This window comes from Paenibacillus sp. FSL K6-1318 (assembly GCF_037976905.1).
GTDB lineage: Bacteria > Bacillota > Bacilli > Paenibacillales > Paenibacillaceae > Paenibacillus > Paenibacillus amylolyticus_A.
This window is the reverse complement of record NZ_CP150270.1, coordinates 1,254,170-1,280,368: the sequence shown is the minus strand read 5'-3', so window position 1 is coordinate 1,280,368 and position 26,199 is coordinate 1,254,170. Positions and strand designations below refer to the sequence as shown.

24 protein-coding genes are annotated in these 26,199 nt (G+C 48.8%); 6 read left to right on the top strand and 18 right to left on the bottom strand.

Annotated elements, in window-relative coordinates; translation table 11 throughout:
* Positions 1-2 precede the first annotated feature (2 nt).
* Positions 3-524, bottom strand: coding sequence for a mismatch-specific DNA-glycosylase (locus tag NYE45_RS05530; protein ID WP_340015950.1), 522 nt, complete (start codon positions 522-524; stop codon positions 3-5).
* A 121-nt stretch (positions 525-645) separates the two neighbouring features.
* Between NYE45_RS05530 and NYE45_RS05525 the strand changes: the two genes are divergently transcribed.
* Complete coding sequence (locus NYE45_RS05525) at positions 646-1,566, top strand: AEC family transporter (RefSeq protein ID WP_062832926.1); 921 nt, start codon at positions 646-648, stop codon at positions 1,564-1,566.
* A gap of 64 nt (positions 1,567-1,630) precedes the next feature.
* Here the strand turns inward: NYE45_RS05525 and NYE45_RS05520 are convergent, their stop codons facing one another.
* On the bottom strand, positions 1,631-1,882 hold the full coding sequence (locus NYE45_RS05520) for a hypothetical protein (RefSeq protein WP_062832925.1): 252 nt from the start codon (positions 1,880-1,882) through the stop codon (positions 1,631-1,633).
* Between the two features lie 281 nt (positions 1,883-2,163).
* On the opposite strand from NYE45_RS05520, the gene NYE45_RS05515 reads away from it, so the two are divergent.
* Positions 2,164-2,556 (top strand): RidA family protein, encoded by a 393-nt coding sequence (locus NYE45_RS05515; protein ID WP_340015949.1) that lies wholly within the window; start codon positions 2,164-2,166, stop codon positions 2,554-2,556.
* Between the two features lie 139 nt (positions 2,557-2,695).
* Here NYE45_RS05515 and NYE45_RS05510 read toward each other — a convergent pair whose 3' ends face one another.
* Genes NYE45_RS05510 through NYE45_RS05495 form a run of 4 tightly spaced genes read right to left on the bottom strand, consistent with a single transcriptional unit; the run spans position 2,696 to position 9,181 of the window.
* Positions 2,696-5,374 (bottom strand): polynucleotide kinase-phosphatase, encoded by a 2,679-nt coding sequence (locus NYE45_RS05510; RefSeq protein ID WP_340015948.1) that lies wholly within the window; start codon positions 5,372-5,374, stop codon positions 2,696-2,698.
* Complete coding sequence (locus NYE45_RS05505; protein WP_340015947.1) at positions 5,371-6,849, bottom strand: 3' terminal RNA ribose 2'-O-methyltransferase Hen1; 1,479 nt, start codon at positions 6,847-6,849, stop codon at positions 5,371-5,373. Before NYE45_RS05505 ends, NYE45_RS05510 begins: the two co-directional genes overlap by 4 nt.
* Before the next feature lie 18 nt (positions 6,850-6,867).
* Entirely contained in the window at positions 6,868-7,662 is a 795-nt protein-coding gene (locus NYE45_RS05500) for a nucleotidyltransferase domain-containing protein (RefSeq protein WP_340015946.1), read from the bottom strand.
* 25 nt (positions 7,663-7,687) lie between these two features.
* Complete coding sequence (locus tag NYE45_RS05495) at positions 7,688-9,181, bottom strand: TROVE domain-containing protein (protein WP_340015945.1); 1,494 nt, start codon at positions 9,179-9,181, stop codon at positions 7,688-7,690.
* Positions 9,182-9,552: 371 nt separating this feature from the next.
* Between NYE45_RS05495 and NYE45_RS05490 the strand changes: the two genes are divergently transcribed.
* A complete protein-coding gene (locus NYE45_RS05490; protein WP_340015944.1) occupies positions 9,553-10,908 on the top strand; it encodes a WYL domain-containing protein in 1,356 nt (451 codons plus the stop codon).
* Positions 10,856-11,740 (top strand): WYL domain-containing protein, encoded by an 885-nt coding sequence (locus tag NYE45_RS05485; RefSeq protein WP_340015943.1) that lies wholly within the window; start codon positions 10,856-10,858, stop codon positions 11,738-11,740. Before NYE45_RS05490 ends, NYE45_RS05485 begins: the two co-directional genes overlap by 53 nt.
* Before the next feature lie 110 nt (positions 11,741-11,850).
* Here NYE45_RS05485 and NYE45_RS05480 read toward each other — a convergent pair whose 3' ends face one another.
* The 6 genes from NYE45_RS05480 to NYE45_RS05455 form a co-directional block, all read right to left on the bottom strand.
* Positions 11,851-12,354: a hypothetical protein gene (locus tag NYE45_RS05480; protein WP_340015942.1), complete on the bottom strand. Its 504-nt coding sequence runs from the start codon at positions 12,352-12,354 to the stop codon at positions 11,851-11,853.
* A gap of 180 nt (positions 12,355-12,534) precedes the next feature.
* Entirely contained in the window at positions 12,535-13,275 is a 741-nt protein-coding gene (locus NYE45_RS05475) for a hypothetical protein (RefSeq protein WP_340015941.1), read from the bottom strand.
* Positions 13,272-13,970 carry an ABC transporter ATP-binding protein gene (locus tag NYE45_RS05470; RefSeq protein ID WP_340015940.1) on the bottom strand — a complete coding sequence of 233 codons (699 nt, stop codon included), beginning with the start codon at positions 13,968-13,970 and terminating at the stop codon, positions 13,272-13,274. Before NYE45_RS05470 ends, NYE45_RS05475 begins: the two co-directional genes overlap by 4 nt.
* On the bottom strand, positions 13,963-14,349 hold the full coding sequence (locus NYE45_RS05465) for a GntR family transcriptional regulator (RefSeq protein ID WP_026081254.1): 387 nt from the start codon (positions 14,347-14,349) through the stop codon (positions 13,963-13,965). The genes NYE45_RS05470 and NYE45_RS05465 overlap by 8 nt, the downstream gene beginning before the upstream one ends.
* A gap of 181 nt (positions 14,350-14,530) precedes the next feature.
* On the bottom strand, positions 14,531-15,397 hold the full coding sequence (locus tag NYE45_RS05460; RefSeq protein ID WP_340015939.1) for an aldo/keto reductase: 867 nt from the start codon (positions 15,395-15,397) through the stop codon (positions 14,531-14,533).
* A gap of 44 nt (positions 15,398-15,441) precedes the next feature.
* Complete coding sequence (locus NYE45_RS05455; protein WP_340015938.1) at positions 15,442-15,999, bottom strand: STM3941 family protein; 558 nt, start codon at positions 15,997-15,999, stop codon at positions 15,442-15,444.
* A 359-nt stretch (positions 16,000-16,358) separates the two neighbouring features.
* Here NYE45_RS05455 and NYE45_RS05450 point away from each other — a divergent pair, with 359 nt between their 5' ends.
* The gene (locus NYE45_RS05450; protein ID WP_340015937.1) at positions 16,359-18,374 is read left to right on the top strand and encodes a S9 family peptidase; all 2,016 of its coding nucleotides are present in this window, start codon (positions 16,359-16,361) and stop codon (positions 18,372-18,374) included.
* A 129-nt stretch (positions 18,375-18,503) separates the two neighbouring features.
* Here NYE45_RS05450 and NYE45_RS05445 read toward each other — a convergent pair whose 3' ends face one another.
* Positions 18,504-19,196, bottom strand: a complete 693-nt coding sequence (locus NYE45_RS05445) for a stalk domain-containing protein (RefSeq protein ID WP_340015936.1) — start codon at positions 19,194-19,196, stop codon at positions 18,504-18,506.
* A 409-nt stretch (positions 19,197-19,605) separates the two neighbouring features.
* Here NYE45_RS05445 and NYE45_RS05440 point away from each other — a divergent pair, with 409 nt between their 5' ends.
* On the top strand, positions 19,606-20,796 hold the full coding sequence (locus NYE45_RS05440) for a MalY/PatB family protein (protein ID WP_340015935.1): 1,191 nt from the start codon (positions 19,606-19,608) through the stop codon (positions 20,794-20,796).
* Between the two features lie 134 nt (positions 20,797-20,930).
* On the opposite strand, the gene NYE45_RS05435 is transcribed toward NYE45_RS05440, so the two are convergent.
* The 5 genes from NYE45_RS05435 to NYE45_RS05415 are packed head-to-tail and all read right to left on the bottom strand — an operon-like array spanning position 20,931 to position 26,185.
* Positions 20,931-21,536, bottom strand: coding sequence for an ATP-binding cassette domain-containing protein (locus NYE45_RS05435; protein WP_340015934.1), 606 nt, complete (start codon positions 21,534-21,536; stop codon positions 20,931-20,933).
* Positions 21,526-22,482, bottom strand: coding sequence for an ABC transporter ATP-binding protein (locus NYE45_RS05430; protein ID WP_340015933.1), 957 nt, complete (start codon positions 22,480-22,482; stop codon positions 21,526-21,528). The genes NYE45_RS05435 and NYE45_RS05430 overlap by 11 nt, the downstream gene beginning before the upstream one ends.
* Positions 22,483-22,484: 2 nt before the next feature.
* Positions 22,485-23,492, bottom strand: a complete 1,008-nt coding sequence (locus NYE45_RS05425) for an ABC transporter permease (RefSeq protein ID WP_340015932.1) — start codon at positions 23,490-23,492, stop codon at positions 22,485-22,487.
* On the bottom strand, positions 23,489-24,484 hold the full coding sequence (locus tag NYE45_RS05420; RefSeq protein WP_340015931.1) for an ABC transporter permease: 996 nt from the start codon (positions 24,482-24,484) through the stop codon (positions 23,489-23,491). The genes NYE45_RS05425 and NYE45_RS05420 overlap by 4 nt, the downstream gene beginning before the upstream one ends.
* A gap of 42 nt (positions 24,485-24,526) precedes the next feature.
* Positions 24,527-26,185, bottom strand: a complete 1,659-nt coding sequence (locus NYE45_RS05415; protein WP_340015930.1) for an ABC transporter substrate-binding protein — start codon at positions 26,183-26,185, stop codon at positions 24,527-24,529.
* Positions 26,186-26,199 lie beyond the last annotated feature (14 nt).

Here is a 26,199-nt window from a genome sequence, read left to right as displayed (position 1 = left end):
TCTTACCTATCATTTTCCCCGTTCTTCTCCGTGACAAAATCAGCAAGCTGTGCATAGATCGCCACAATCTCATCCATCGACATGCGCACGAGTCCACTGGACGATGGAGCGACGAACTCCTGAATTTCCTTGACGACCGGGTCGTCCTGAAATCCCCATTGCACTTTGGCGCGCTTGCTGTACTGGGTGTACACACCTTTTCCAACAAAACAGGCAATGTCCGGTCGGTACTTCTCCAGCTTTTGCCGTAAAATCTGTCGTCCTTCGGCGTACTCTTCCTTCGTAATATCTTCTACACCTCTGGTGGGCCGGGCCACAATATTCGTGAATCCATACCCCAACTTCAGCAACTCTCCATCCTCCTGTGCATCATATAAGCGCGGGGTTAATCCCGACCGTTCAAGGATGCGCCAGAACCGGTTTCCTTTGTAAGCATAATGATGACCTGTCTCTCCAGACGTAATGCTCGGATTAAATCCGATAAACAATATCGATAAACCAACATCCAGATGATCTGGAATCATAATGGAAGCCCCCTTATCTTTTTTAGCCAATTCACACTTTCAACTGTGTATAAAATGATATAATAAGCAAAGCATTTTCGAAATCGGATTGAAATTTTCATGAAAAAGGAAGCTGAAACTGATGATTGCAGACATCATGCTTGAAGTCGTCCTGCCCGTCTTTCTCCTGATCGCCGTCGGGTCCTGGATGCAAAAGGTGTTCAAGCTGGACTTGTACACGCTCGCCAAAATCAATTTCTATTGTATTACCCCCGCAGCCGTCTTTATGAGCATGTATCACTCGGATATGTCCGGCGAACTGCTTGGGACTGTGACATTATTTTACGCAATATATGTATTAATTCTCTATATTGTAGGTTCTGTATTTGCGCGCTCACTTAAGATGAATAAAGGCATGAAGGCTGCCTTCAACAACAGCATCATGCTGGATAACGCAGGCAACTATGGACTGCCCATCAATGCACTGGTATTCCGCGGCGATCCACTGGCCTCTTCCATCCAAGCGCTGGTCATGTCTTTACAGGCATTGCTAACGTTCACCTATGGCGTGTTGTCCATTCAGGGCGCGAAGCTCAAAGGTAATTATCGTGCGGTGATTATTGGATTTCTTAAAATGCCCGTTCCGTATGCGCTCTTGCTGGGGATTCTGTTTCACATGTGGAAGGTTCCCTTGCCTACGTTCCTGTCCATGCCGCTGACCTATGCGCAGCAAAGTATGGTTGCCGTGGCGCTGTTGACACTCGGGGCACAGATTGTAAAATATCCGATCCGGCTATACCGTCTTGATGTGTATATTAGCACATTTTTGCGTCTCCTTATTGGCCCCGCCATCGGTATTTCAATTGTGCTACTGCTTGGATTGGAAGGCATCGCTGCACAGGCACTCATTATCGCTTCGGGTATGCCGACCGGTGTCAACGCATCCATCCTCGCGGAAGAATATGATAACGAACCGGATTTTGCAGCCCAGACAGTACTAATCTCAACGCTCTTGAACATCATTACAATTACGGCACTAATCTCTTATGCCAAAACGTTCTGAAATAAAAAAAACAAGTCCATGACCCATGAGCAGGGTTGTGGGCTTGTTTTTTTGAGTGTTAAAACTATGATTCAAACGTCGTTCGTTCCGGGAACTTGCCGCCTTCCCTGAATAAACATCGTACCAGTCGCTGCGCGGCTCGGTTAAAGAAAAAACTCGGGCTTACCCCATCCACCTGGACAGGTTCCAGCTCCTTCACACTTTCCTTGATCTTATTCATCTCAATGAGCCCCATCTTTCGCTCATTCGGTCCGAATCGATAAATAACCTTCTCATCGTCCTCCGTCTGTTTCACCAGCAGAATCATGGATGCCATACAGGTTACCTCCTATCGTTACGTGATGAGATTCCATTAATCACTTGCCTACTATAATTATTACCCAGATTCTAGTGGAAGGATATAGGACTTAAGTTAGTTATACCTAAATTAAATATCCTAATGTAAAGATTCTCTTCAATGAGTCGTTAGGCTCACAAACAACGTATTGACGCTATCCTTCCGGATAGTCACTGTCATGAAAGTGCGTACTGCCCAAGTCGTTTTTCTCCGTTTATACTTACCCTAACCTTATTTTGAATTCCAAAGGAGAGAAACATATGACTGCAGCTCAAATCTATAGCCACGGTGTACCGTGGGAAGAAGCATTTAGCGTCGCACAGGGATACAGCGTTAACGGTATGATCTACATTGCAGGACAATTTTCGCATGATATGCAGGGGACATTTATTGGTGTGGATGATATTGAAGCACAGGTTCGCCAGACACTGGATAACTTGGATCGTGTGCTCGCAGGATTCGATGTGACCAAGTCGAACATTGCTGAACTGGAGATTTTTCTGGTCCACCCGCAGGAGCATCTTGAGGCATGTGTCGCCGTGTACAAAGAGTATATGGGTACTCATCGTCCGGCGGTCACGATGGTCGGGACCTCAGGACTCGCCTTCCCTCATCAACTGATTGAGATTCGCGCGGTTGCACATACAAACTAATCCAGATCATGTCAAACGTTGCAGTACAAAGCAAACAGGCCTGATAAGGAACTTGCTTTAACGAAGTTTATACGCCAAATAAGCCGGTTCGGATTAACTCCGAACCAGCTTCATCATCATTTTTTTTGCACATAACAATCTACAAACGCGGGTCCACTCTCTCCGACTCCAGCGATAGCGTTGCCAGTACGCATTCATGAATTCGTTCCACTGGCTCTCTACGTATAAAGCGCTCAATCCCCTCCATCCCCAACGCACTCTCCATTAAGGCGTGGCGTTCTTTTTTGGATGTTTTGCGTTTACGAAGTCGGGACAGATTCTCGGGTGCCAGGTAATCCATCCCATAGATGATGTGCAAATATGCACGTCCTCGTACTTTAATCGCAGGTTGGATGATTTTGTTGCTATTCCAGGCGCGGAACGTTTCCGGTTTGATTACAATCCCCTCATGTCCTTCCGCCGTAATCGCATCCCACCAATGAATGACATCCGCTTCATCTGCCTCACTTGCAATCACACGATATTCCGTCTCCATCATCAGGGTCGACATGCGAGCGAACTCACGGTTCTGCTCCATATGCCATTCATGTGTTTGCTCCCAAAATGCTCCCGTGCTATGTGCCAGTGTGTGGAACGGTGCAATCCGAATGTCCCCGATATCCTCCACATCCCAGCAGTATTTCTGGAATACATCGCGGAACGTCTCGGCATTGGCAAGTTTTCCTGCTGTCTCCTGCAACCACTCATCTACATTCCGACCTGCCGCTTCAGCTTCGCGCAGTTTGTCCAGCATCGTAGAGCGATCCATGAGCGAGGCTTCGGCCACGTGTGCATATTGTGAAGCAATCAGCTCACGCGCCTTCAGATTCCAAGGTACAATCTCGGCATCGAGCAGTACGAACTCTGTCTGATGACGATCGAAGTAACCATCTGCGGTCAAATCCGCATGTAACCTTGAGAGCACATCCTGCTCTGTCGAAGGGTCAAAAAAGGATCGGCCCGTCCGGGTCACAATGTTCCCCAGCATCGGTCGGCCCACTCGCTGCACCGCAGCTTGCTCATCGCGGAAAAGAAGCAAAATGGCCCGGCTGCCCATGTGTTTCTTCTCGGCAACCATACGGGTAACGCCCTGCGAGCGATAATACTGGAATGCATCCTGTGGATGCTCCAGGTATCCCTCTACAGAACATACACTCGGCGGTGGACTCATCGTAGGCGGGATGTAGGTCAGTTCTTCCAGCGGAACAGTATAATGGGAAAACGTATCAATCGCCGTCTTCGCCACCTCACCATGCACAGACACATCAAGTTTGGATGCTGTCTGAACCGTGAAACCCTCCTTGAATTTACGTATGTTGGGCGGCGCAAAACGCCGCTGTTCCCAGCGCTTTAAAGGACTATCCGGATCTGCCGCATAATCCTGCTTGGCCGGAACACTGACGGCCTCACGTTCTGGCATTCGCCAAGCAGTAAGCATACCACCAAAAACGACACCTTGATCAATGTTGACCGTATCATTCACAATCGTAGGATATGGACGGGGATCATGCCCCCAGACGATGCATTCACCCGAATTGTGATCAACATACCAATCCTTGCGTACAGGCCGACCTTGCTCATCCGTCCCTTCCACATCGCCATACCGGCAGTAATCCTGAATGCGTTTGGACTGTTTTCCGATAAAATGATCTCGAATCCCTGCGTGTGCAACAACCACCTGTCTTACCCCGTTCCGGGAAAAGACCAGATGAGATGGTGCATCAAGCAGAAAGGTCTTAAGCTCTGCACGTACTCGCTTTGCTGTCTCCTGACCTTGCTCCTGCTCAAGCTGTAGCAGTTCCGTCTCCACCCGTTCGTCACCATGACTCAGCGTAACGTCACGACCATCCAGATAACGTGCGATCTTCCAGCCGTGATTACTGTCAATCATGTAGGCGAGCTCGGCGGCACAATGACGTTGCCAGAACAACAGACATTGTAACGACTCTGGACCACGGCTCGTTACGTCACCAACGGAGACCAATTTACGTCCTTCAGGGTGACGATACAGGCCACTTCCGTCCTCGTCCACATATCCGAGGCGCACGATTAATTCCATCATTTCATCATAACAACCGTGAATATCTCCGATGATATCAATACCTGTACCCATGTCGGTCACCAGCGGATTGGATGTGCGGACAAACGTAATCTCATCCGGCTGCTTCAGCACATAACTGGCATCAAAGCCATCCTCACGGATCGAGCGTAATGTACGCTTGAACTGCTGCACCTGCTGCTTCACCCGTTGACGTCCACGCGGATACTCCCGCTGGGCATCACGTTCCAGCAGTTCTTTTTCCGGGATATCCAGCACCACAGCAATCACGGGCACATGAGCCTTCCTTGCCACCTGAATCAGACGCTCGCGATCCTCGGGATACAGATGTGTCGCATCGACCCAGGTCAGCTTGTTCAGACGGCAGCGGGTGGCCAGCATCGCCTCCATCGCTTCAAATGCTTTGGCCGATACTTGCTGATACTCCGCATAGATCACATCCGCTTCGCTGCGGGGACGGTGTTTCCAATCCACATACTCATCATCTCCAACCAGCATGCGGAATTGATCGGATGAGACGGCTTCCGTGCGGCGAATGACGCTCTCTGCGACGAGACGATCTAGCAACGTACTTTTACCACTGTTGGACGGGCCGACGAGAACGACGATACCTGCTTGGGGCAGACGAATCTCCCGCTGTCTTCCCTCCGAACCACTTTCCCGATTCTGCCGGCTTCTACCTGCACCCGCTACTTCGTTAGATTCCGTTTCTTTCCTCATGATAGACTCTCCTTTCTCCGCTCAAAAATGACCAGTTGGGTAGGCTGTCCATAGCCCTCTACATGCTCACCGATACCCTTAATTTCATAGCCATAGTTTCCGTGCTGCGTCCATTCCTCACACCGGGAAGCCAGCTCGGCACGAGTCCACTCAAAGCGATGATCATGGTGACGGAAACTTTCCTGCTCCATTGCATACACATCGTTATATTCCTTGTTCGGTGTAGTGACCAGCAGCACTTCTGGCTGATAATCGTTCATGATTGTATCCATAATTCCGTTCAGACGATATTCCTCGATATGCTCAATGACTTCGCATAGAATCATAACGTCCTGGTTTTGCATCTGCTCGTCAAAATAAAAAAGTGAACCGATGATCGGTTCCGGCATAGCCACCACTCCAGAACGACCCTCGAGCTTCGCGAAGCGCTCCATGGCCCGAAGCCGTGACTGGCCTGAAGGTTCAACGGCCAGAATTGACTCCACATCGGGAATGTAGGATAAGCGAGCGGACAGCTTGCCTTCACCCGCTCCCATATCCACAATGCGCCGTTTGACTGGTAACGCTGCAACCACATCCGTAATCGCACGATAACGCAACTCGTTTAACCGCACAGGAGGTTCAGATTGCCCGCTATCGGACTCGACCCCAGGATGCTCTTGTTCTCCTTCTTCCTGATGTCCCACGTTATTCTCCTGAATAACCGTATCCAAGACTTGAGCTATTCGGCTCTCCTGTCCAAGATACGCAGACAAAGCACCCTCTTGACGCTCATACTGCCGTATCAATTCGGCAAAACGCAGCGTACGCTTCACAATGAGTTCTTTCAGTGGGTGAGCATCCAGCCACCCTTCACCATATCGTTTGATTTTATCGATCTCATCTTCACTGATGAAATAATGTTTGTAGTTATCCAGTACTGGAATCAGCAGAAAAAGCTGGCGCAGTGCATGTTGTACCGTGTTATGTCCACGCAGGATGATATGGCGAACCGTGCTTCTATTTTTCAGATCAAATGAATACGATAGCTCTCCACGTTCCACCGAAACGGCGTAGCCTAATGGCGAGAATAATTCCTCTACAACCCGATCCGGCAGATCGGACGCCACCGGGCCAAAGGTCAGTTCCAACTCGAAAGCATGACCTACCCATTGCACATAGTCTTCCTTCGGCTTACCATTCAGGGCCGTCCCGAGCGCCGCACGTATGTAGGAGCAGAACAGGCTGCTGGTCACGAACTCACGATCATTGATATATTGCGTAATGTCATACCCGTCCGGTGTGCCTCTGACCAGATCCACAGGATCAGGCTCGGCATGAATCAGCACTTCTGTTTCGTTCTCTGTAGCCGTGGTGTACACCATTCTTACACGTACGCCTTTGTCTACCCGGTCATATATATTCAGCGGATTCTTCGCTAACAAATGGGATACAACCCCCGCGTCAGCGCCGCTTGCTTTTAAGATCAGATGCATCGGTTCTCCTCCTTTGATTCAGTTCCATACCTCTTGCAATGCAAAACGGAAAATCCGGTCCAATTCTTCAAATTCAATAATCTGCTCATTCTCCATCTGTCCGGCAAGTCTGTCAAAATATTCGATCTTCTCCGCCAAAAAAGCCTGGATTGCTGGCAACTGCGGCTCGAGATCCAGTTCCTCGCCCGCCTTTTTCCGGCGCAGCAATTCATGAATCTCCGTATATAGCGGTGAAGTCGCAGGTACAAGTTCTTGCACCAGCTCTTCGAATGCCATCGGTGGCATTGCATCATAACGTTCGATCCAACCACAAGCGAGTAAGGGACGAAGAACATAGAAATACTTTTTAATCTTGACCCGCTCACCTTGTAAATAATCCCGAAAATTGCCCTTTGCCATATTCAGATAATGATACATGCAGGACTTGGGCGAGAAGGTCAAAGGCGACAATGCACGGATATGCTGTGCCACGCTATATTGTTCATCATACTGAATGGGGGACTGCAACCACTCCAGCAATGGTGGATTGGATTTGCGAAACAGCTTCAACGCCTTGCGCAGATCCCAACCATTGATGTCGAGCTGATCACTGATTGGGCGTTCGATAACATCCCTTTTATCCTCAATCGACAAGTACCACTCCAGCGGTCTTACATATAAGAAACGCACATCATAATCACTATCCTGTGAAGGAAACCCCCACGCCCGACTGCCGGATTCACAGGCATAGATAATCCGTACCTGCTCCTCCTGTTCAATTTGCTTCAGCTGTTGTCTAATCGTATCTTTCATTTCTTCATGAACATAGGTCATGTCAGTTGCCTCCAAATACCCCAAATTAAATATCCATCGCTCTCACCCGGTCCGCGAGTGTATCATAGCCTGCCACAGTCTCAGCAATATACGTCAATACCGTTTCACTCCAACCGTAGATGTAAAACGTTTTGCCATCCCGTGGCGGTACCATGGCCTGCCGATAAGGTGCTATATCCACAATAAATGCCTTCAGCTCCGGATTCATCATCCGACGATATCGCTCAAGCTCAGCATATAACGGGCTGCCTTCATTCTGCTGTTCATCGGTGATCATAATGATCTGATCCACTTTTTCTCCGATATCCCGAAGTTCCCGCACTGGTCGACCCGTGTCTGTTCCACCTTGTGCGCGAATCCGGTGAGCTTGGGAAAGAATGCTTTCATTCATCTTCGGACGAGCATCCTCAACCATATGGTCGAATAACCAGAACAGGGCGTTACCTCGTGTTTGTTTATAAAGCGCCAGTGCCAGCACCGAACCAATTCGTAAATAATCCCCTTGCATGGAACCCGACCGATCCAGGAAAATAGCCGTTCTTCCCGGAAGCGTTGGCAGATTGCCAATGGATAGCTCCACCGCTTGCCTCAAAGCAGCCCGCAGTTCTTCCCTCGCAATCATTTCATACGCACTGGCGAATCGGAAAGGCAATATGCGCGATTTGCGCAAGGCCTCCGCATCCGTTAGACGGCCCGTTACATAATCCATATTTTTCGATTTTTCAAAAACACCCGCCCGATCCATTGCATTCAGATGGCGCAACAACGCAAAAGTCGGCATCTGAAACATTAACGCCTCCCACACCGTACGTGTCGGTTGTATGATCGATGTGACCACTGAATATGGGAGCTTGCCTTTCTCGATCAGATGCATCCGGCTTGCCGGGTTGCGGGTAGCTTTCAGCTTTTCCAGCGCCTGCAACTGCGGCAGTTCCGCAAGATCCGCCTCCTGCCCGCGCAAATAACGAAACAAGGCTTGCTGCTTCATATCTATTGGCTTAGGGTGTGCTGTAGCGATCATATCGCCCAGACTATATCCACGCCCACGTCCGTTGTATTTGATGGCCCAGTATTCGCTGATTCCGTTCAAAAAGATACTCACCTGACGCTTCACCGCTCGGCCGCCCTGCCCCCGTCCCAATCCTCTCAGAATGGTCAAAAAATCAGCCAAATCAGCCGGTGTCTGTACGACTTGAGAGAACACCTTTGCAAACTGATCCGCGTCCACTTTGGACAGCAGTGCCAGCCCATATAGAGGCTGTAACCGCATCAAACCTTCATTACGAGCATAGACCAGCGCCCGCGCCATAAACCCTGCATCAACCTCAGCCATCTCCTGATGACTGACCATCGCATCGTCCATCAGTTGTTGGGTATCTGCATAAAACGTATTGTTCAATGTATTGGTCATCAACATCTGTATATATTGTTCCTCCACCAATCGCTCATAGGCTCGGTACCCCCCATGATTACGTGTCGTTGGCTGAGGTTGATTAAATAATTGTTTCGCTCTGCTCATCACTCATGACCTCCCGGTGTGAGTCTATTTGCTGTTCTTTCATAATAAAATGTCCCGAGGAAAAAGGTGGGAAGGTATAATACCCGCTCTACCGCTGAGCTACACCGCCATGTACGGCGGCGATTGGATTCGAACCAACGACCTGGTCGATTAACAGTCGAAGTAACCCTCCCTGGCGCCTCGGAACCTTGATCCACAGCGCTTGTTGCCGCCACGCTTCACAACCTCATTATGCCTCACACATCTGCACACGAACATGGCAGAAGTATGACGACGACTCAATTTCTGAAATGGAGTCAATCTTCATAACTTTAAAATGAAACCTGCCACTCATCCTGCTACAATGAAGGGATAACAAGGAGTGAATGTTCATGGCAAGAGAGAGCTTCGACAAAGAAATTCAGTTCTTACGCATGTTATCCCTAACAAGCGGTGCGTATAACCGTAAACAGTATGCTGAGCGGCTTGGCATATCCGTACATACCTTTGATAAAACCAATCGCAGACTAAAAGAAATAATGCAGACTGTCACTGACCAGCGTTCAGGTGCCGAAGCAAACAGGGAAATGGCCGATCTCGTCCGCTTCCAGTACGGAGAATCCGCTGAGCCCATGCTGCTCTTCCTCTTCCGCGCCAAGTCGATGAAAGAGACTGAAGTTCAGCGTCTCTCTGTCCTTTTGCATACCTTACAACTTAAAGCACTGACCGCGATGGAACTGCTGGACGCCTGCTGCGCTGATCTGCCGGAAGAACTCGCGTTACCTGACGAGAAAACCATCCGTTCCGATCTGAAGTATCTGGAAGAGGTTGGGGTCATCCGGAAAGAGCCCGGTGGCAGACCATATCGATATGCCTTGCAACAGGATGTCCTTACCGAATTAACGGTGGAGGAACAGCTGGAGTTATATGATTTTGTGGATATGATGGCAAACACTCAGGTTCCTTCCGTTCAGGGATATTTATTGCGGGATAGTCTGAAGAAAGCCATTACGGCAAGTTATCCGCAAGAAGAAGCTACCGAACCCTATATCTATAAGTATCACTATTATTCTCGTATCCTGGACGAAGCTCATCTCTACACGCTGCTTAGTGCGATTCGTCAGCGCAAACGTGTGCAGTTCCTGTACTATTCGCCGAAAAAACCATCCAGCTACAGTTCACAGAATACGAATCCACGTTTTGAACGGGAAGCAGATGGTCGATCCAACCGGATCGTGCCCCTTGAAGTGATTTATGACCATCAGTATGGTCGTTGGTATGTAATTGGATATCAGGGCCGCCGCGGCTTTGTGAAATTCCGCATGGAAGGCATAACCCAACTTGAGGAACAGGATTCAGTAGAAGAAGAATACATGCTCGAGTTGAAGCAGCAATGGACCGACATCAGTCGTTACAGTTGGCTCGTGGATACGGGAAATACCGTGACGGTTCAAGCACGCTTTTTCCACCCGGAGCGTGGTCAGCGCAACTTCATTCTGGATCGGGTTCGTCTGCAAGGTCAATGGGGCAAGATCATACCCGAAACGGACCATACCTTTCTCTACGAAATCCAGGTCAACGGTACCACCGAGATCAAACCGTGGTTACGGAGTTTTGGCTCAAGCTGTGAAATCATCGCACCTCAGAGACTACGCCAGGAGATGATCAAGGAATGGAAGGAGATTGCTGAATATTATGAACCTGTTCGAGAAGATGTTCAATTACCAGATGATGACCCGACTGAATGAAACCGGACTGTTCACCTGGACCTCACAGGAACGGGGCTGGCTTCGTATGATGCTGAATCACCCAGCTGCGAGAGAAGCGCTTAGCCCTGTAACGTTGGATAAAATGCACAACATGCTGAATGGTGAGCAGGACCTGAACCTTCAGGATTACCTGACTGAAAAAGCCAAAAGCGAAGAAAATAGCGTATCCCACCCACTGCTTAGACAATTACGGCTAATCATTTTGCATCACCAAGGATTTCGAATGACGGGTCGCGTCCGCAATGGACGAACGAGCCATGATGAATTTGGCTTCCCGTACAAACTGGAGTATTCCATGGTCAAAAAAGAATGGTACGTGCTCTGGTATGCTCCTCGCTTCGACAAGCTCATGTCCACCAAATTGCACAGCATCGTTACCGTGGAAGCCCAACCGGTTGATCCTGATACCGCTTCGGGCTACACTGCCCGAATTGCTGCGATAACGGAGAAACGTAAGACGACCATCACCATCGAAGTACTGCCCGAGTTCAATCAGGAGCTGTCCCGAATCCTCTATGCCTTCTCCTGCTTCGAGAAACAGGTCGAGTACATGGAAGCCAAGCAGACATATCGGATCGAGCTGACCATTCCGCAGAATGAGATGGATTATGTCTTATCCAAGATGCGTTTTCTGGGCAAACGGGTTCGAATCGCTGACCACACGGTGCTGAGGGAGCGGATGTCTGAGACAGCTGCCAAAGCATTGGCCCGTTATGCAGAAAAAGATCCTGATATGTATTCCGAACGCTCCAATGAAGCTCAGCACCACCAGCGCGAGGAGGAACCTTTTGCGAAAGCCGATGGTCATTGATGATGTAAGATTGGGTTAACTGTAACCCATTGCTCAAAAGCAAACCCATATACAAAAAAAGGTCTGGATGATCTCATCCAAACCTTTTTTTGTATGCATGCGCTCCTGCACTACGTTGCTCCACCACTGCTAGCTGCCGCGTTCCGTCTTTTATTAATCGCATGCACGCCCATGACCACTGCAATTAATTCATACGTGTCCAGTTGTTCCGACTGGTTGTCTAATACAAATGCGCCTGAACTGAACCAGCCACTGGTACGACGGAAACTTGCCACGACTCGGCCACCACTGCCACTTATATCATATTCCTGCGAAAATGCTGGAGCAGACACATCATACGTTCCGCGTGATCCTGCGTCATATTCATACTTTTTGCTAAAGAAACTGAACCTCGCCCTCAATACACCCAGATGTCTCCCATCTGCTGAAGTGATGTCCCAACGATTCGTTAACATGCGAAATTTGCCGCTGCAGACCAATCCTGAGTTATCCGATACATCGAGCGAAGAGCCAAAGACACTTTTCAAATCCAGATGCCCGGCCTGTTCCTGGTTCGGATTCATAATCTCCGTGTAACCTGCGTTGAAAAAGTTATCCCTGAAATATAATTCCATAACGATTTCTCCTTTCCCTCACGTACCCTTTCGTTCTCTTAACCTCATCTCACACCCAGTGCACACTATATCTTTATTTACGTATAATTAATGGAATTGGATTCAAAAAGTGGATTATTACTGGATGTAAAAAAACGAGCAACCTTGGTTGCTCGCATCATTGTTCAAGTTATCCTGTCATCAGACTTCAACTTTTTTGTTGTTCAGATAAATGGTAGCCCACACCAAGATGATCGCCACAATGACTTCAAATACAATGCTTCCCCACATGCCGTCCGACCATAATACACCATTGGCTGTGATTGCAATACCTGTACTTTCTTCCGTATACCGGAACATCTCATTTGGACTGAAGCGTCCAGTCGTAATCATATTTTCCAACCAGCCAAGCAGATTAACGAGGACAAAGAATGCAACGATTCCAATCCATGGCCCAGTTCTCCAACGGAAGCTGCCTGCAATCGAGATCGAAAGGAAGATAATGACGGTCATGAATACCATAACCCATGCGCCAAACAGCAACACACTAATATAATCCGAAACGTGCAGACCCGAAAGATCAATATTGCTAGCCATGTTCGTTCTGAGCTTCATTGAAATATAGATGTAAGCATGAGTCGTAAATATAATGACTAACCCCAACCCGCAAAGTAGTCCAAAGATCAAAGGAGACAACACATGTGACAGGCCCGTTACGGGCAAAAGGCGGCGATTATAAGAGCGGATATTGGACGTGTATGTTTTGATCATTTTCACATAAATAGCCACACCAACTCCAACATAACCCATAATGCCAAGCACAATCCCTGTGACCTCAGACACGAAAAGGGAAAGCCCCACTTGAGCGATAATCAAAATAACTAGCCCAGCCAGCAGTGTATTCCAGTTCCTTCTAAAGTCATACTTCAATAATGTCATCATTCCGCATAGACCTCCTTGAACATCTCATCCACACTTTTTCCATATTTCAGACGGAGCGTTTCTACTTCTTCACGCATCACCAGTTCGCCCTCACGAATAAACACGACTTCATCAAAAATACGTTCGATATCATTCACCAGATGCGTGGAGATGATGAGACTGCTGTCTTCATCATAGAATTTGACGATGGCATCCAGAATCTTGCCTCGCGCAACCGGGTCTACTCCGCCAATAGGTTCATCCAGCAAATACAGACGAGCCTTACGAGAGAGCGCCAGTGTTAGTTGTAGTCGTTCATTCATCCCTTTCGACAGATGCCGTACCCGGTCACTCTCGACAAGATTCATGAAGTCCAGCATCTCCCGTGCCTTCTCTTCATCAAAATCCGCATAGAAATCGCGGTGGTACGCAATCGCATCCCGTACTCTCATCCACTTCTCGGTCAATGGGCGATCCGGCATGAATGAAACCAGCGACTTCGTCTCCAGACCGACAGGCTTGCCTGTGAGTTGAATCGTTCCACTGGTAGGATGCAACAAACCTGCAACCAGCTTCATGAGCGTACTCTTGCCACTGCCGTTGCTACCCAGCAGACCTACGATTCGCCCTGGTGCAATATCCAATGTAATATTACTGAGCGCTTTCTTATTGCCATATGTCTTGTTAATCTGGTTCAGTTCAAGGATGTTACTCATGCGTTGTTCCTCCCTTTCCTTCCGCAACGGCATCGGCTACGATCGATAAGATATCCTGTTCTTCAATCCCCAGTTCCTGCATTCCGGTCAGAAAGCGTTCCAGCAATTCACCGGCCATCTCTTTTTTGATCGTCATAATCTTCCGCTCCTCACTGGTTACGTATCTGCCCAAGCCCCGTTTGGTTTCGACCACTTCTTCCCGCTCAAGCTCCTGAAATGTCCGTTGTACTGTATTTGGATTGATCTGTAATTCAGCCGCGAGTTCACGAACCGAAGGAATTTTGTCACCTGCCTGAAGTGTTCCGGTCACAATCTGTCTCTTGATGTACTGCATGATCTGCAGATAGATCGGTAAGTTGTTATCAAATTCCATAGTCACAAAGCTCTCGCTCCTCTCTGTACTGGTGTGTTAGTTACATAGTACACTAGTGATATAGCGTTGTAAAGCCCATTTGTTAAAATATATATCGCTACGTTGATGAAGAAACTTCAGCTATCTGCGTACATACAAAAAAGAGCAGATCGTGTAGATCTGCTCTGCATAACTTATTAGTCGTATTTCACACGATATCTAAAGGTACCTTGCCTGTAGGCGCAGGGAATGCCTCATTCAATCGTGTCAGTTCCTCTGGTGTCAAAACGATGTTCACTGCTGCTGCATTGTCTGCCACATGATTCAGTTGTACCGCCTTGGGAATCGCCAGTACGTCTCCGTCTCTGATCACCCAGGATAATGCAATCTGCGAAGTCGTGACTCCTCGACCCTGTGCAATCTCTCGAATGACTGGATGCTCCAACAATTCACTTCGAAGTCTGCCACCTTGGGCCAGTGGACAATACGCCATGACCGGAACACGTCGTTCCCGCATCCAGGGAAGCAGATCATGTTCGATACCACGCGAGGCTGCATGGTACAACACCTGATTCACCATACATTGAGCACCCTCAGGCAGGCTCCATAACTCCTGCATATCCCTTGTATCCAGGTTCGATACACCCCAACGCAGAATTTTACCGGATTGCTTCAATTGTTCCAAAGCCTGAACCGTCTCTTCAAGCGGCACTCCTCCACGCCAATGGAGCAGATACAGATCCAGGCGATCTGTTCCTAAGCGCTTGAGACTTCGCTCACAGGCTGTAATCATCTGCTTGCGATCCGCGTGATGGGGATATACTTTGGATACGAGAAAGACTTCGTCACGATAGCCCGATATAGCCTTTCCCGTAACAACTTCTGCCCCGCCTTCTGCATACATCTCCGCTGTATCAATTACGGTCAGTCCCTGTTCAATACCGGAACGCAGTGCCCGTACTTCTTCTTCCCGGCTAGATTGCTTCTCTCCCATGTTCCATGTGCCTTGTCCTATCGCAGGCAGGGCAGTTCCATCTGGAAGTAGAATCGTGCGAGTTGGATTACCATGCATCATCTATATTCCTCCATTCTGAAGACTCTATGGACATCGTGATCTCTCTAACGACGACTATACGAATCATGAATCATGCTATCATTTATATGTCTCCAATGGCTCATCATCATGATATACAATTGATCCAGTGGCAATGTGAGGCTACTTTGGGCAACGCTGATGGTCGCATCGACCATATTGCTGTTGACCGTCATCAACTTGCGTTTCATCCCATTCTGGCGATCCAAGAAGGCTTTCTCGTCCCGTAGTTTGACCCCGATCATTTTCTGTCCCATTAATTCATACATAAAAATATTTTCAACGTCTCTCCAGGCCACGGCTCCTCCTGCGGTATAAGAAGATGCATCCACGAATCCATCCTCATCGATCACAAAAGAAGGTTCCTTCTTAATCATCTTTACCAGACTGTAGCAGAAACATAGCCCGAAAAACAAAATGGAAAGAAAACCAATCACACCCGAAAGGATGGAATCATTCGTAACTGAGGAACCATCAAAAATCAAAAAAAATCCGGCTGCCACAAAAAGTGCCGCCCCTGCCGTAAGCCACGCCATTCGTTTCCGGTTTGGATATTCCACATGCTGCTCATAGGATGTGCTCAACGTGACGTTCCTCCTCCATTGCGACTGAATCATAAGTGTTATATATAAACGAAGTGCTATGAATCGAATACCTGAATATAGAACAGGAATTGCATTGTCCATTAAACCAAATTCACCCATGTTAAACATTTAGATTAAGACCATTTTTCATCATTTCTGCGCTTATTCAACATTAGGATTCGTCATCCTTCGAGCAAATCCTTTTAACACACCTATATGAATTGAACAAAGGAATGTTTGCACGGGTCACTCCGATGACAGAACAGAACAACCTTATTGTCCTGTCCCTAGCTTTCCGTTAATATAAATGGAAAGGTTAGGAAATTAACCAATTCTAATTCATGGTGGGAGGACAAACAATGATGAGTCAGCGCGGCATAACATCGGAAGATCTTTATCAGATTACATGGGTTAACGATCCGACTCCGTCTCCTCAAGGCGGACAACTGGTATATGTAAGCCGGAAAACGAATGAAGCACGTGACGGTTATTGTTCTCACCTAAGACTGCTGCATCTGGGGAGTCAAAAGGACAGGCCCTTTACTTATGGAGAGAAGGATCATTCCCCTGCCTGGTCGCCAGATGGGTCTCAGCTTGCTTTTATACGAGAGGTTGATGGTAAATGCCAAGTATGGATCATCGCAATAGATGGCGGAGAAGCACGGCAAATCAGTCACCTGAAACATGGCGTCAGTTCCTTGCTCTGGTCACCAGATGGTCATACCTTACTTGTGAAATCATCCGTAGATATGAGCGGTCAAGAAGACATAGAACCTACAAATCCTAAAGTCGATGAACATAAACTGCCGCAAGAACATGTTGTAGACCGGATTCGCATGAAGTCAGATGCCGGCGGATTATGGAACGGAAGACGTGCCCATCTGTTCACCATTCCATCGATCGACTCGGACGCGGAAGCAACCCCGGTAACTACAGGTCATTATGACGTTGGAGACTATGCCTGGTCACCGGACGGAACATCCATCGCATGGATCGCACAGATGCCCGAAGAAGGCGAGGAGCATAACGATTACACCCTGACCAATCATATTCACCTTGCCAAGGCAGACGGATCAGATGTGCAGCAAATAACTCCGGAAGGATATACGTTCAGCCGACTGACTTTCGCACCGGATGGAAAATCCTTGGCACTGCTCGCCAGTGACCGTTCCTATGGAAATGCCACACTTGTGAAGCTGTACACCCTTCAGATATCAAGTGGTGAACTCGTATGTCTAAGCACCGATTGGGACGTGCAGATAAATCACAGCATTGTTGGCGATATGCGTTCACATCTGACAACCACGGGGCCTGTATTCAGTCGGGATGGTTCATCCATCCTCTGTCTAGCGACGATCCATGGTAGTGTACGCATCGCCAAATTCGCACGAGACGGCAGCAGTGCCGACTATATATTGCCTGACGAACGGGAGATTTATCAATTTGCCGAGTTGGAAAACGGGCAGATCGTTGCCGCTGTTGCCGATACACGAAGTCCTGGTGATCTCTATGTATATGAGCAACCGGAAAATTCCGAAGTAGAACCTATTCAGCTCACCCGGAGCAATCCACAACTTGAGGATGAGATCCACCTTAGTACACCGGAAACCTTCTGGTTTAATTCCTCAGATGGCCTGCGGCTGCAAGGGTGGATCATGAAACCTCATGGCATGGTCGACGGGGTCAAAATACCGACCATTCTGGAGATTCATGGCGGCCCGCACATGATGTATGGTTTTACATTTATGCACGAGTTCCAGATTCTCGCCGGGCAAGGCTACGCTGTTGTGTACATCAATCCACGCGGTGGCCTCGGATACGGGCAGCAGTTTGTAGATGCCTGTCGCGGAGATTACGGTGGTGGCGATTATCGCGATCTCATGGAGAGCGTGGATTATGCCCTGTCCCAATATGAGTTTATCGATGAATCCAGATTGGGCGTAACCGGGGGTAGTTATGGTGGCTTCATGACCAACTGGATTGTTGGACACACCGATCGCTTCAAGGCCGCGGTTACCCAGCGATCCATCTCCAACTGGTTATCCTTCTACGGCGTAAGTGACATTGGATATTTCTTCACGGAAGACCAGATTGGCGGTAACGCATGGGAGGACACGGAAAAGCTGTGGAGACATTCTCCGCTCGCTTATGTCGGCAATGTAAGCACTCCGCTGCTCATTTTACATGGAGAACAGGATCTGCGGTGTCCGATTGAACAGGCCGAGCAGTTATACATTGCGTTGAAACGACGCAAGCAGACCACAAGGCTTGTTCGTTTCCCAGGTGCCAACCATGAGTTGTCTCGGGGAGGTCATCCTCACTTGAGGGTACGCCGTCTGGAGCATATTGCCGGATGGTTTAACGAGTACCTGTAAGGACTAATATTTAGACTATTAATTCAGTGTATAGAACCAGATAGGGATTTAACCAAAAAAGCCGTCCGATGAAATCTGTTACGATTTCAACGGGCGGCTTTCGCTGTTCGCCTTTTATAGAAGGAAAGATTATTCTTCTCCCCACACCACGGTGATTTCATTCAGATCCTTGTTGGTTGCAGACACCGAACCCGTGATCGTTACGGCATATTTACCATCTTCACGACCCACAATGCTGAAGCCATCTGCCTGTATATCCTGACTGTTTTGGCTCAAGTTTTTGGTCTGGTAGTAGTCTTTGTAGGAGGTTCCAACGGTTAGCAATGTTTCTTTGGTTGTATAAGTGAGCACTACTTTTTTATCGTTGCCGCCCACATTACTCTCAATCAAGCTCGTTGCCTTGGCATCCTTCGGTAATGGGAAATCAGCTGGCAGATACTTGGACTTCACGCCTTCAGCCTGTGTGTTTGTACCTGTAGATGGTGATGTCGATCCGCTGTTGCCTGTGGATGTTGATCCACCAGAGGAGCTTGAAGAGCCAATGCTTACTTTATTGTTTTGGGCATCATACTTCACTTCGGTCTTCAACGCATCTGCAATGGAACGAACGGGAAGATATGTACTGCCTTGATACGTAATTGGCGCAAGCTTTTTGCCCTGGTCACCTGTCGGTGTAAATTTCTGTCCGTTTACTTCGATGGCGAGCCCATGGTTCAGATAAGCCTTAATCGCCTCCAGTTGTGTACCTGCATATACGCCTGCCGATCCCGTCAACACCATGCCAAACACACCCGCAGCAATTAACCACTTCTTGTTTTTCATCCCAATACGCCTCCTGAATTCAAATGTCAGCCTTTTTGCATCATACGATTCATGTCGATCGCTCCATTTATACCAAAGGCTCATGTAGTTATGCTCATCATGTATGGGTACGAGCTTATTCGGATAACAGCCCGTTGTTCCATCAAATGTTAGCAATATAATAGCATCTGGTATGAGGATGTAAACGATTAATGGCTAAAACAGGACCTGGGGCGTACAAAAATAGTCTTTGTTGTGTACCTGCTGTTCTCTGGCTCGTTAAGATGTTCTTATATGAATAAAGTCCTGAATTTCCGACCATACATATGAAGCTCTCATACACGCATAACAGTTGCGAAAATAACCAATGTATTAGATAATTGTTTGTCGATTGTGGTCGAAGGAACGGAATTCAAGGGGGATTTATGCAATGAACAATAACAGTACATTTGACCAGTCTATTAACCGGATTTCTACAGGATCAGAGAAATGGGATGCGCTTGAGGATATCTTCGGCGCTGCTGATGCGCTTCCGATGTGGGTGGCCGATATGGATTTCGCTGCTCCACCATCCGTTATTCAGGCCCTGAAAACACGGATGGAGCACGGGATTTTTGGTTATACAGTACGGACTGAGGCGTATCATGCAGCTGTTGCAGGGTGGATGGAACGGCGTCACAACTGGAAAATTAACGATGACTGGATCGTATTCACTCCAGGTATTGTGCCTGCACTCAGCATTGCTGTGCAACGATTCACGGGGCCGGGAGATGCCGTGGTTATCCAAACCCCGGTGTACGCCCCCTTCTATGAAGTGGTACGTGGTCAAGGCCGTGAACTGATCACCAATCCTTTAATAGAGAATAATGGTCATTACACGATGGATCTGGAACAACTGGAATCCAGCTTGCAGACGGGTCGGGTCAAAATGCTAATTCTGTGCAGCCCTCACAATCCGGTTGGACGGGTATGGACTCGAGAGGAGCTTGAAGGGCTCACGTCGCTGTGCCTGCAATACAACGTACTAATCGTCTCGGATGAAATTCATGCTGATCTTGTTCATCAGCGCGGAGCTCATACACCGCTGACCCTGACCTCGGACGCCGTCTCTGATCTAAGTATCATCTGCACGGCTCCAAGCAAAACGTTCAACATTCCTGGCCTCTGCACATCCAACATCATCATCCCTAACGCCAAGTTGCGGGAATCGTTCGCTCAGGGTGTAAAAACGTTGGGACTTGCCAGTATCAGTACGTTGGGAGCTGTTGCAACCGAAGCGGCTTACAACGGTGCCGAGGAATGGCTGGATGAATGCCTTGCATATATCCGCGGGAATATGGAGTATGTACAGCAATATGTCGCGGAACATATGCCAAAGATCAAAATGGTTCTGCCCGAAGCAACCTATCTGTTATGGATGGATTTCCGGGAGCTGAATATCCCACATGCACAACTATGCAACATGCTGCTTCATGAAGCGAGGCTTGCTTTCAATGACGGAAGCATCTTTGGAATGGAGGGTACAGGATTCATGCGCATTAATGTAGCCTGTCCACGTTCTACGGTGGAAGAGGCCATGCGCAGATTGTCTGTGTCGTTAAGCAAACTGTCGGACAATTAAGTTATTCTTCACATTCATGTGCGGTGCTCATAAATGAAAAGGGTGTCCCGTAGTCATATCCATGATTCATCTTCATGGTCAATGGCTTGCAAGGACACCCTTTTTATGTTGAATGACTTTATAGACTAAAGAAACTACAGTGACGTGGGCATTGGAATAATTCTGTCGCACAGCCTATCCAATAAATCCCGATCATGGCTTATGACCAGCAATCCAAGGTCACGCTCCCGAGCCACCCCCATCACGGTATGCCAGATCTGTGCCTGAGTGATGGCATCCAGCATCGTCGTCATCTCATCTGCGATCACATAACGTGTCGCTGTACCGAGTGCTCGTGCCACACAGAAACGTTGCAGTTCTCCACCGGATAATTCACCCGGTCTGCGGTCCAGCCAGGTCTGCTGAATACCCAATGCTTTGAGCAACCGCTCATCCTGCACAGCCGCCTCTTGAAGTACACGACGCATTCGCCAGCGTGGATTCACGGCTTTCTCCGGGTGCTGGAACACCAGCTGAACCGGACACACTCCTGTACGAGGAAGTGGTTTCCCATCCAGAAGTACTTGTCCTGCCACAGGTTCGGCATATCCTGCAAGGATGCGCCCAAGACTTGTTTTGCCACAGCCACTCGGTCCCCACAAGCCAACCACTTCTCCCTGTTGCACCTGTATATTCATCTGCTGGAACACCCACGATTTCGGATCGTAACGGTAACTCACGTCCCGTGCTTCAAGTGACATGGAAACACCTCACTTCTCCGCCCCGTATTTTACGAAGCTGAGGACGTTCGCGGGTACATGCTGCGGTTGCTGCGCTACATCGGGGAGCAAATGAGCAGCCTGTGGTAATTTCTTGACCCGCCAATGGCTGAGAGCCCGGAAGTGGCTGAAATCCGTTCTGTGGCAACGCATTCCAGAGTGCTTTCGTATACGGATGGCGCAATCGTTCTCCATTTCCCGTAAAATCATGCACCTGCGCCGTCTCTACATTGGCACCCGCATAAAATACAGCGATACGATCAGCGGCCGTCAGGGCCGTCGTAACATCATGCGTAATCCACAGGATACCTACGCCTTGATTTGCAAGCTCGCGAAATTGCTTCATCGTCTCAGCCAGAACTTCGGGATGGATACCTGGTGTCGGCTCATCTGCAATGATCAGTTTCGGCTGACCGGAGGTCGCTGTCGCCATCAGTACTCGCCTTGCCATACCTCCGGACAACTCAAACGGGTATTTCCCAACTGTTCCCCGAGGTAGATGATACCGCTCGGTCAGCTCCTGCTCCGTCTTTTTCATATGGGATCGAGTTATGAACCCGCGCTTTCGTCCCGAATTTCGGGTTACCGGCTGAACTTGCCTCCCCACCTTCATCAACGGGTCCAGATAACTGACGGATTGTGGAATCAACATCAGTTCATCACCACGCAGATGAAGCTGCCGCTCTGAGGTCAAAGGCTCGCCACTATAGCTAATACGCCCTTCCAACCTGGCATTGGCAGGCAGAATGCCCATGATGGCTTGCGCCAGCACACTTTTACCCGATCCGCTTGCGCCTACAACAGCCACGATCTCGCCCTCGTTTACGGAAAGATCCAGATTCTGAATAACATAAGTCTGTTCGTGCCCAAACCAGCCGCGAGCACGCCGAAATGACACCGACACTCCCTCAATATCAAGAAGAGCCATATTTACCTCACCTCCCTCGAACTACCTGTACCCGTCAACGTCTTCAGACTGTTGCCCAATACATCAAACGCACGAACAACCAGCAACAATGCCAATCCCGGGAAAAAGGCGAGCCACCACATGCCAGCAGATAAATATCTCATCGATTCGGACAAAATAATTCCGATTGCCGGTTGCTGCGGGGACAACCCCAGCCCCAGAAACGTAATGGCTGCTTCATGCAGAATGGCATGGGGAAAGATTAGCAGTACGCCCACGAACAGTTGTGGAACAAGGTGTGGTAGCATATGCTGCACCGCAATCTGTAACCGTGATTGGCCTAACTTGTGTGAAATTCGAATATATTCTGCGGATTTCAGTTGAATCATCTCCGCTCTTACAATCCGGGCCAGATTCGGCCAGTGAGTCAGCGCAATCGCTGCCGCCACTCCTGCCAAACCTCCACCGAATACAAATGCCAGCATGACCAGCGATACCAGGTGAGGCACACTGAGGAACAAGTCGATAATCCACGAGATCACTCGGTCAGCAGCCTTGCTAGAAGCAGCCCCCAGACCTAACAGCAGTGCGATCAGTCCACCGCCACATGCAGCAAGTAATCCAACTTGAATGCTGGTCGCCAATCCTTTTAACGTACGCATGAACATATCTCTTCCGAGCCAATCCGTGCCGAATGGATGCGCCCAGGTTGGAGCCAAATTCCGATCCATTAATGAAGTCAGCGTAGAACCAGCCGGAAGCAGTCTGCCCGTCAACCACACGATGACAATCCAGATCACGGCGAAACTCCCCCAGATCAAGGCCTTTTTGCGAGGATTGCGGACATGTTGGTTGCTGGCACCCACATACCTTCTTCTCGTTTGACGCGTTGGTCCTGTTTCTTTTCCAGTCTCAGCTTGTAGTAATCCCTGATTAATGTTGTCCCTTGCCTCTTGAGTTGCAGTGTTCACTTTCTGTACTTCCACTGATTCTCCCGTCTGCTCGGAAGAGCGTTCTACCGTCTGTTTCATGACATCAGCTCCTCCTTCATCCGTGGATCAATCAAGCGATACAGAATGTCGGCCACCATATTACCTGTAAAAACAAAAATTGCACTGCACATCACAAGTCCTAGCAGCAGTGGAACATCACCGCGTAACCCCGCCTGGACCGTTGCCTGACCCAGCCCGGGGTATGAAAATACCTGTTCTGCAAGCACAGCCCCGCCGAACAGTTCACTGAACGAAGCAAACTGCAACGTGATGGCTGGCAGAACAACATGTCTGAACCCATGTCGACGGAACAGCTGAAATCCACGCTCACCCCGCGCTCTAGCGAACAGAATATAATCTGACTCCAGCACATCCGTAAGCTTCTGCCGGGTATGCAACGCAATGGAGGCTACCCCAGTCAGGCTGAGAGTCAACGCTGGCAAAATCATATGAATAACCCGATCTCCCCATGTGACCTGATCAGCTGACATCCCTGCCGGTACTCCAAGCCCAACCGGAAGCCATCCAAGCCACACACCAAATACCATCAGCAACAACAGCGCAATCCAGAATACTGGCGTGGAAGCCAACGTATAACAATACCAGCAGATCAGGCGATCCAGCTTCGAATCCCGTCTCATGGCGGCAACTACCCCAAGAGCGAACCCGAAGATGCCGGATAATAGCCAGGCTACAGCCATAAGCGTGACAGAATTCATGAACCGTTCCTGAATAATATCTGCTACGGGTTGTCTATAAATCATCGATGTTCCCAGATCTCCCTGAATCAGCGCTTGTCCCCAAGTGAGCAATCGTTCTGCAGGGGATTCATTCAATCCCCATCGTTCTTCGATAAGACTGCGCTGTTCGGCACTTACTCTAATCATGTCTCCACCAATATAGGCTTCGATCGGATCAACTGGAGAGAATTGCATTAATATAAAAGACAACACACTGACTCCGACCAATAAGGATACAAGTCGCAACATTTTAAAACCAACAAATCTGGCCCATCCATTCCTGCCTGTCATCCAATCTCTCCCCAATTCAGGCTAAAGCTACCGCTACGTTTCCTACTTTGTACTGTTATCCCAGGACCATTCCTCCAGATTGGTTGTCACCGGCCAGCCGTGACCATGGGGATGGATCTGCTGCTCGCCAATGTTTAGTCCATTCGTAACCAGGTACAGATGATCTATATTTACGAGCCATGCCCATGGCGCATCACCCTGATAACTGAAACCTGTTGTTCCATCCCATTCGGCTTTCTGCCAGAACGGCAATGCCTCTTCCTCACTGGTTGCCTGAAGGGCTTTGTCCATCCAAGAATCCACGACAGGATTACTGTACAATCCCACATTGTAATACCCTTCTCCTTTATGAGTGCTGCTATAGAGATTATAGGTTTCCAGAGGATCATGACTGCCCCAACCAAACAATACAGCGTTGGAGTAAGCCATCTTTTTCGTCTCTTCACGGCTTTTGCCTTCCACATTGATTTTAATTCCCGCCGGGGCAACCATATCCGCAGCAGCCAGTGCCAGAGATTGTCTTGTTAAATCCCCTGCAAAATAAAGCAGATTGAATTCGGCCTTGACGCCGTTTTTCTCGACGATACCGTCACCGTCCGCATCCGCCCAGCCACCAGCGGCCAGAATTCGCTTCGCTTCTTCGAGATTGGCATCCGTAAATACAGCTTCCGCATTGCTCCAAGGCAGATCATCACTAACGGAATAAGCCGGACGACCGTACCCTTCCAGTACGCCCTCAACCAAAGCCTCACGATCAATCACGACATTCACCGCTTGGCGAATTTCCAGATCCGATGTCACATCATTTCCTGCGGGAAAACCATCGCCCGACTTGGTACCAGCAGGTTGCATGGGGAACATAATGCCACGGTTATCTACCGTTTTCACAGACTCCAATGTCATGCCATTCACCTGTTGCTTGCTAAACGCTGCCGGAATAGCAGCAATATCCACTGTACCTGCCTGTGCAGCGGCATAGGCCGCATCTTCATCCAGATAGAGGAAGGTGAGTTTGTGGAACGCAGACTTGTTTCCGTAATATTCTTCATTAGCCTCAACGATAGCCTGTTGTCCTTTGTCCCACTGAACCAGCTTGTACGGTCCTGATCCGACCGGATGCTCTGCGTAGTCAGCACCATAGGCATGTTCAGGTACAATGCCAAGTGTCGTCAGCAGACTGATGAATGTGGACTGCGGCGACTTCAGTGTGAATACGACCGTTCGATTGTCGGGTGCCTGCACCTCAGCCATATTGGTCAAATCAATCACGGACCCACTCTTGGCAGCTGTTTCAAATGTAAATTTCACATCCTCAGCCGTTAGAAGCTCCCCATCCGAAAACTTCACATCGTCCCGAAGCGTAACTGTCCAGGTCAGACCATCTTCGCTAACAGAATATGCCGTTGCCAGATCGTTAACCAGTTGCAACTTGGCATCTCGCTTCAGCAAGGTACTCTGAAAAAGTGGTGAACCATACTGCCCCCATCCAGTTGTCGGATCAAACCCACCTTCCGGCTCGGTGCCCACAGCCAGCACCAATTCGTCTTTGGCTGGGGGAATTCCCGGTTGTCCATTTTCTACTGATGACGCTGCTGGCGCTGTCTCCTGTGCACAACCGGATAACCCAATAGAACATACAAGCAGGATCCCTAATCCTGTTCTAATATTTCGTTTTCCCCATCTCCATGAAAATCTGCCCATTCTGGTCGTTCCCC

What these genes read in the sequence shown, in the direction of transcription:
- NYE45_RS05530 (WP_340015950.1), bottom strand. Translation starts at nt 524, where the DNA reads ATGATTCCAGATCATCTGGATGTTGGTTTATCGATATTGTTTATCGGA.
- NYE45_RS05525 (WP_062832926.1), top strand. Translation starts at nt 646, where the DNA reads ATGATTGCAGACATCATGCTTGAAGTCGTCCTGCCCGTCTTTCTCCTG.
- NYE45_RS05520 (WP_062832925.1), bottom strand. Translation starts at nt 1,882, where the DNA reads ATGGCATCCATGATTCTGCTGGTGAAACAGACGGAGGACGATGAGAAG.
- NYE45_RS05515 (WP_340015949.1), top strand. Translation starts at nt 2,164, where the DNA reads ATGACTGCAGCTCAAATCTATAGCCACGGTGTACCGTGGGAAGAAGCA.
- NYE45_RS05510 (WP_340015948.1), bottom strand. Translation starts at nt 5,374, where the DNA reads ATGAGGAAAGAAACGGAATCTAACGAAGTAGCGGGTGCAGGTAGAAGC.
- NYE45_RS05505 (WP_340015947.1), bottom strand. Translation starts at nt 6,849, where the DNA reads ATGCATCTGATCTTAAAAGCAAGCGGCGCTGACGCGGGGGTTGTATCC.
- NYE45_RS05500 (WP_340015946.1), bottom strand. Translation starts at nt 7,662, where the DNA reads ATGACCTATGTTCATGAAGAAATGAAAGATACGATTAGACAACAGCTG.
- NYE45_RS05495 (WP_340015945.1), bottom strand. Translation starts at nt 9,181, where the DNA reads ATGAGCAGAGCGAAACAATTATTTAATCAACCTCAGCCAACGACACGT.
- NYE45_RS05490 (WP_340015944.1), top strand. Translation starts at nt 9,553, where the DNA reads ATGGCAAGAGAGAGCTTCGACAAAGAAATTCAGTTCTTACGCATGTTA.
- NYE45_RS05485 (WP_340015943.1), top strand. Translation starts at nt 10,856, where the DNA reads ATGAACCTGTTCGAGAAGATGTTCAATTACCAGATGATGACCCGACTG.
- NYE45_RS05480 (WP_340015942.1), bottom strand. Translation starts at nt 12,354, where the DNA reads ATGGAATTATATTTCAGGGATAACTTTTTCAACGCAGGTTACACGGAG.
- NYE45_RS05475 (WP_340015941.1), bottom strand. Translation starts at nt 13,275, where the DNA reads ATGATGACATTATTGAAGTATGACTTTAGAAGGAACTGGAATACACTG.
- NYE45_RS05470 (WP_340015940.1), bottom strand. Translation starts at nt 13,970, where the DNA reads ATGAGTAACATCCTTGAACTGAACCAGATTAACAAGACATATGGCAAT.
- NYE45_RS05460 (WP_340015939.1), bottom strand. Translation starts at nt 15,397, where the DNA reads ATGATGCATGGTAATCCAACTCGCACGATTCTACTTCCAGATGGAACT.
- NYE45_RS05450 (WP_340015937.1), top strand. Translation starts at nt 16,359, where the DNA reads ATGATGAGTCAGCGCGGCATAACATCGGAAGATCTTTATCAGATTACA.
- NYE45_RS05445 (WP_340015936.1), bottom strand. Translation starts at nt 19,196, where the DNA reads ATGAAAAACAAGAAGTGGTTAATTGCTGCGGGTGTGTTTGGCATGGTG.
- NYE45_RS05440 (WP_340015935.1), top strand. Translation starts at nt 19,606, where the DNA reads ATGAACAATAACAGTACATTTGACCAGTCTATTAACCGGATTTCTACA.
- NYE45_RS05435 (WP_340015934.1), bottom strand. Translation starts at nt 21,536, where the DNA reads ATGTCACTTGAAGCACGGGACGTGAGTTACCGTTACGATCCGAAATCG.
- NYE45_RS05430 (WP_340015933.1), bottom strand. Translation starts at nt 22,482, where the DNA reads ATGGCTCTTCTTGATATTGAGGGAGTGTCGGTGTCATTTCGGCGTGCT.
- NYE45_RS05425 (WP_340015932.1), bottom strand. Translation starts at nt 23,492, where the DNA reads ATGAAACAGACGGTAGAACGCTCTTCCGAGCAGACGGGAGAATCAGTG.
- NYE45_RS05420 (WP_340015931.1), bottom strand. Translation starts at nt 24,484, where the DNA reads ATGACAGGCAGGAATGGATGGGCCAGATTTGTTGGTTTTAAAATGTTG.
- NYE45_RS05415 (WP_340015930.1), bottom strand. Translation starts at nt 26,185, where the DNA reads ATGGGCAGATTTTCATGGAGATGGGGAAAACGAAATATTAGAACAGGA.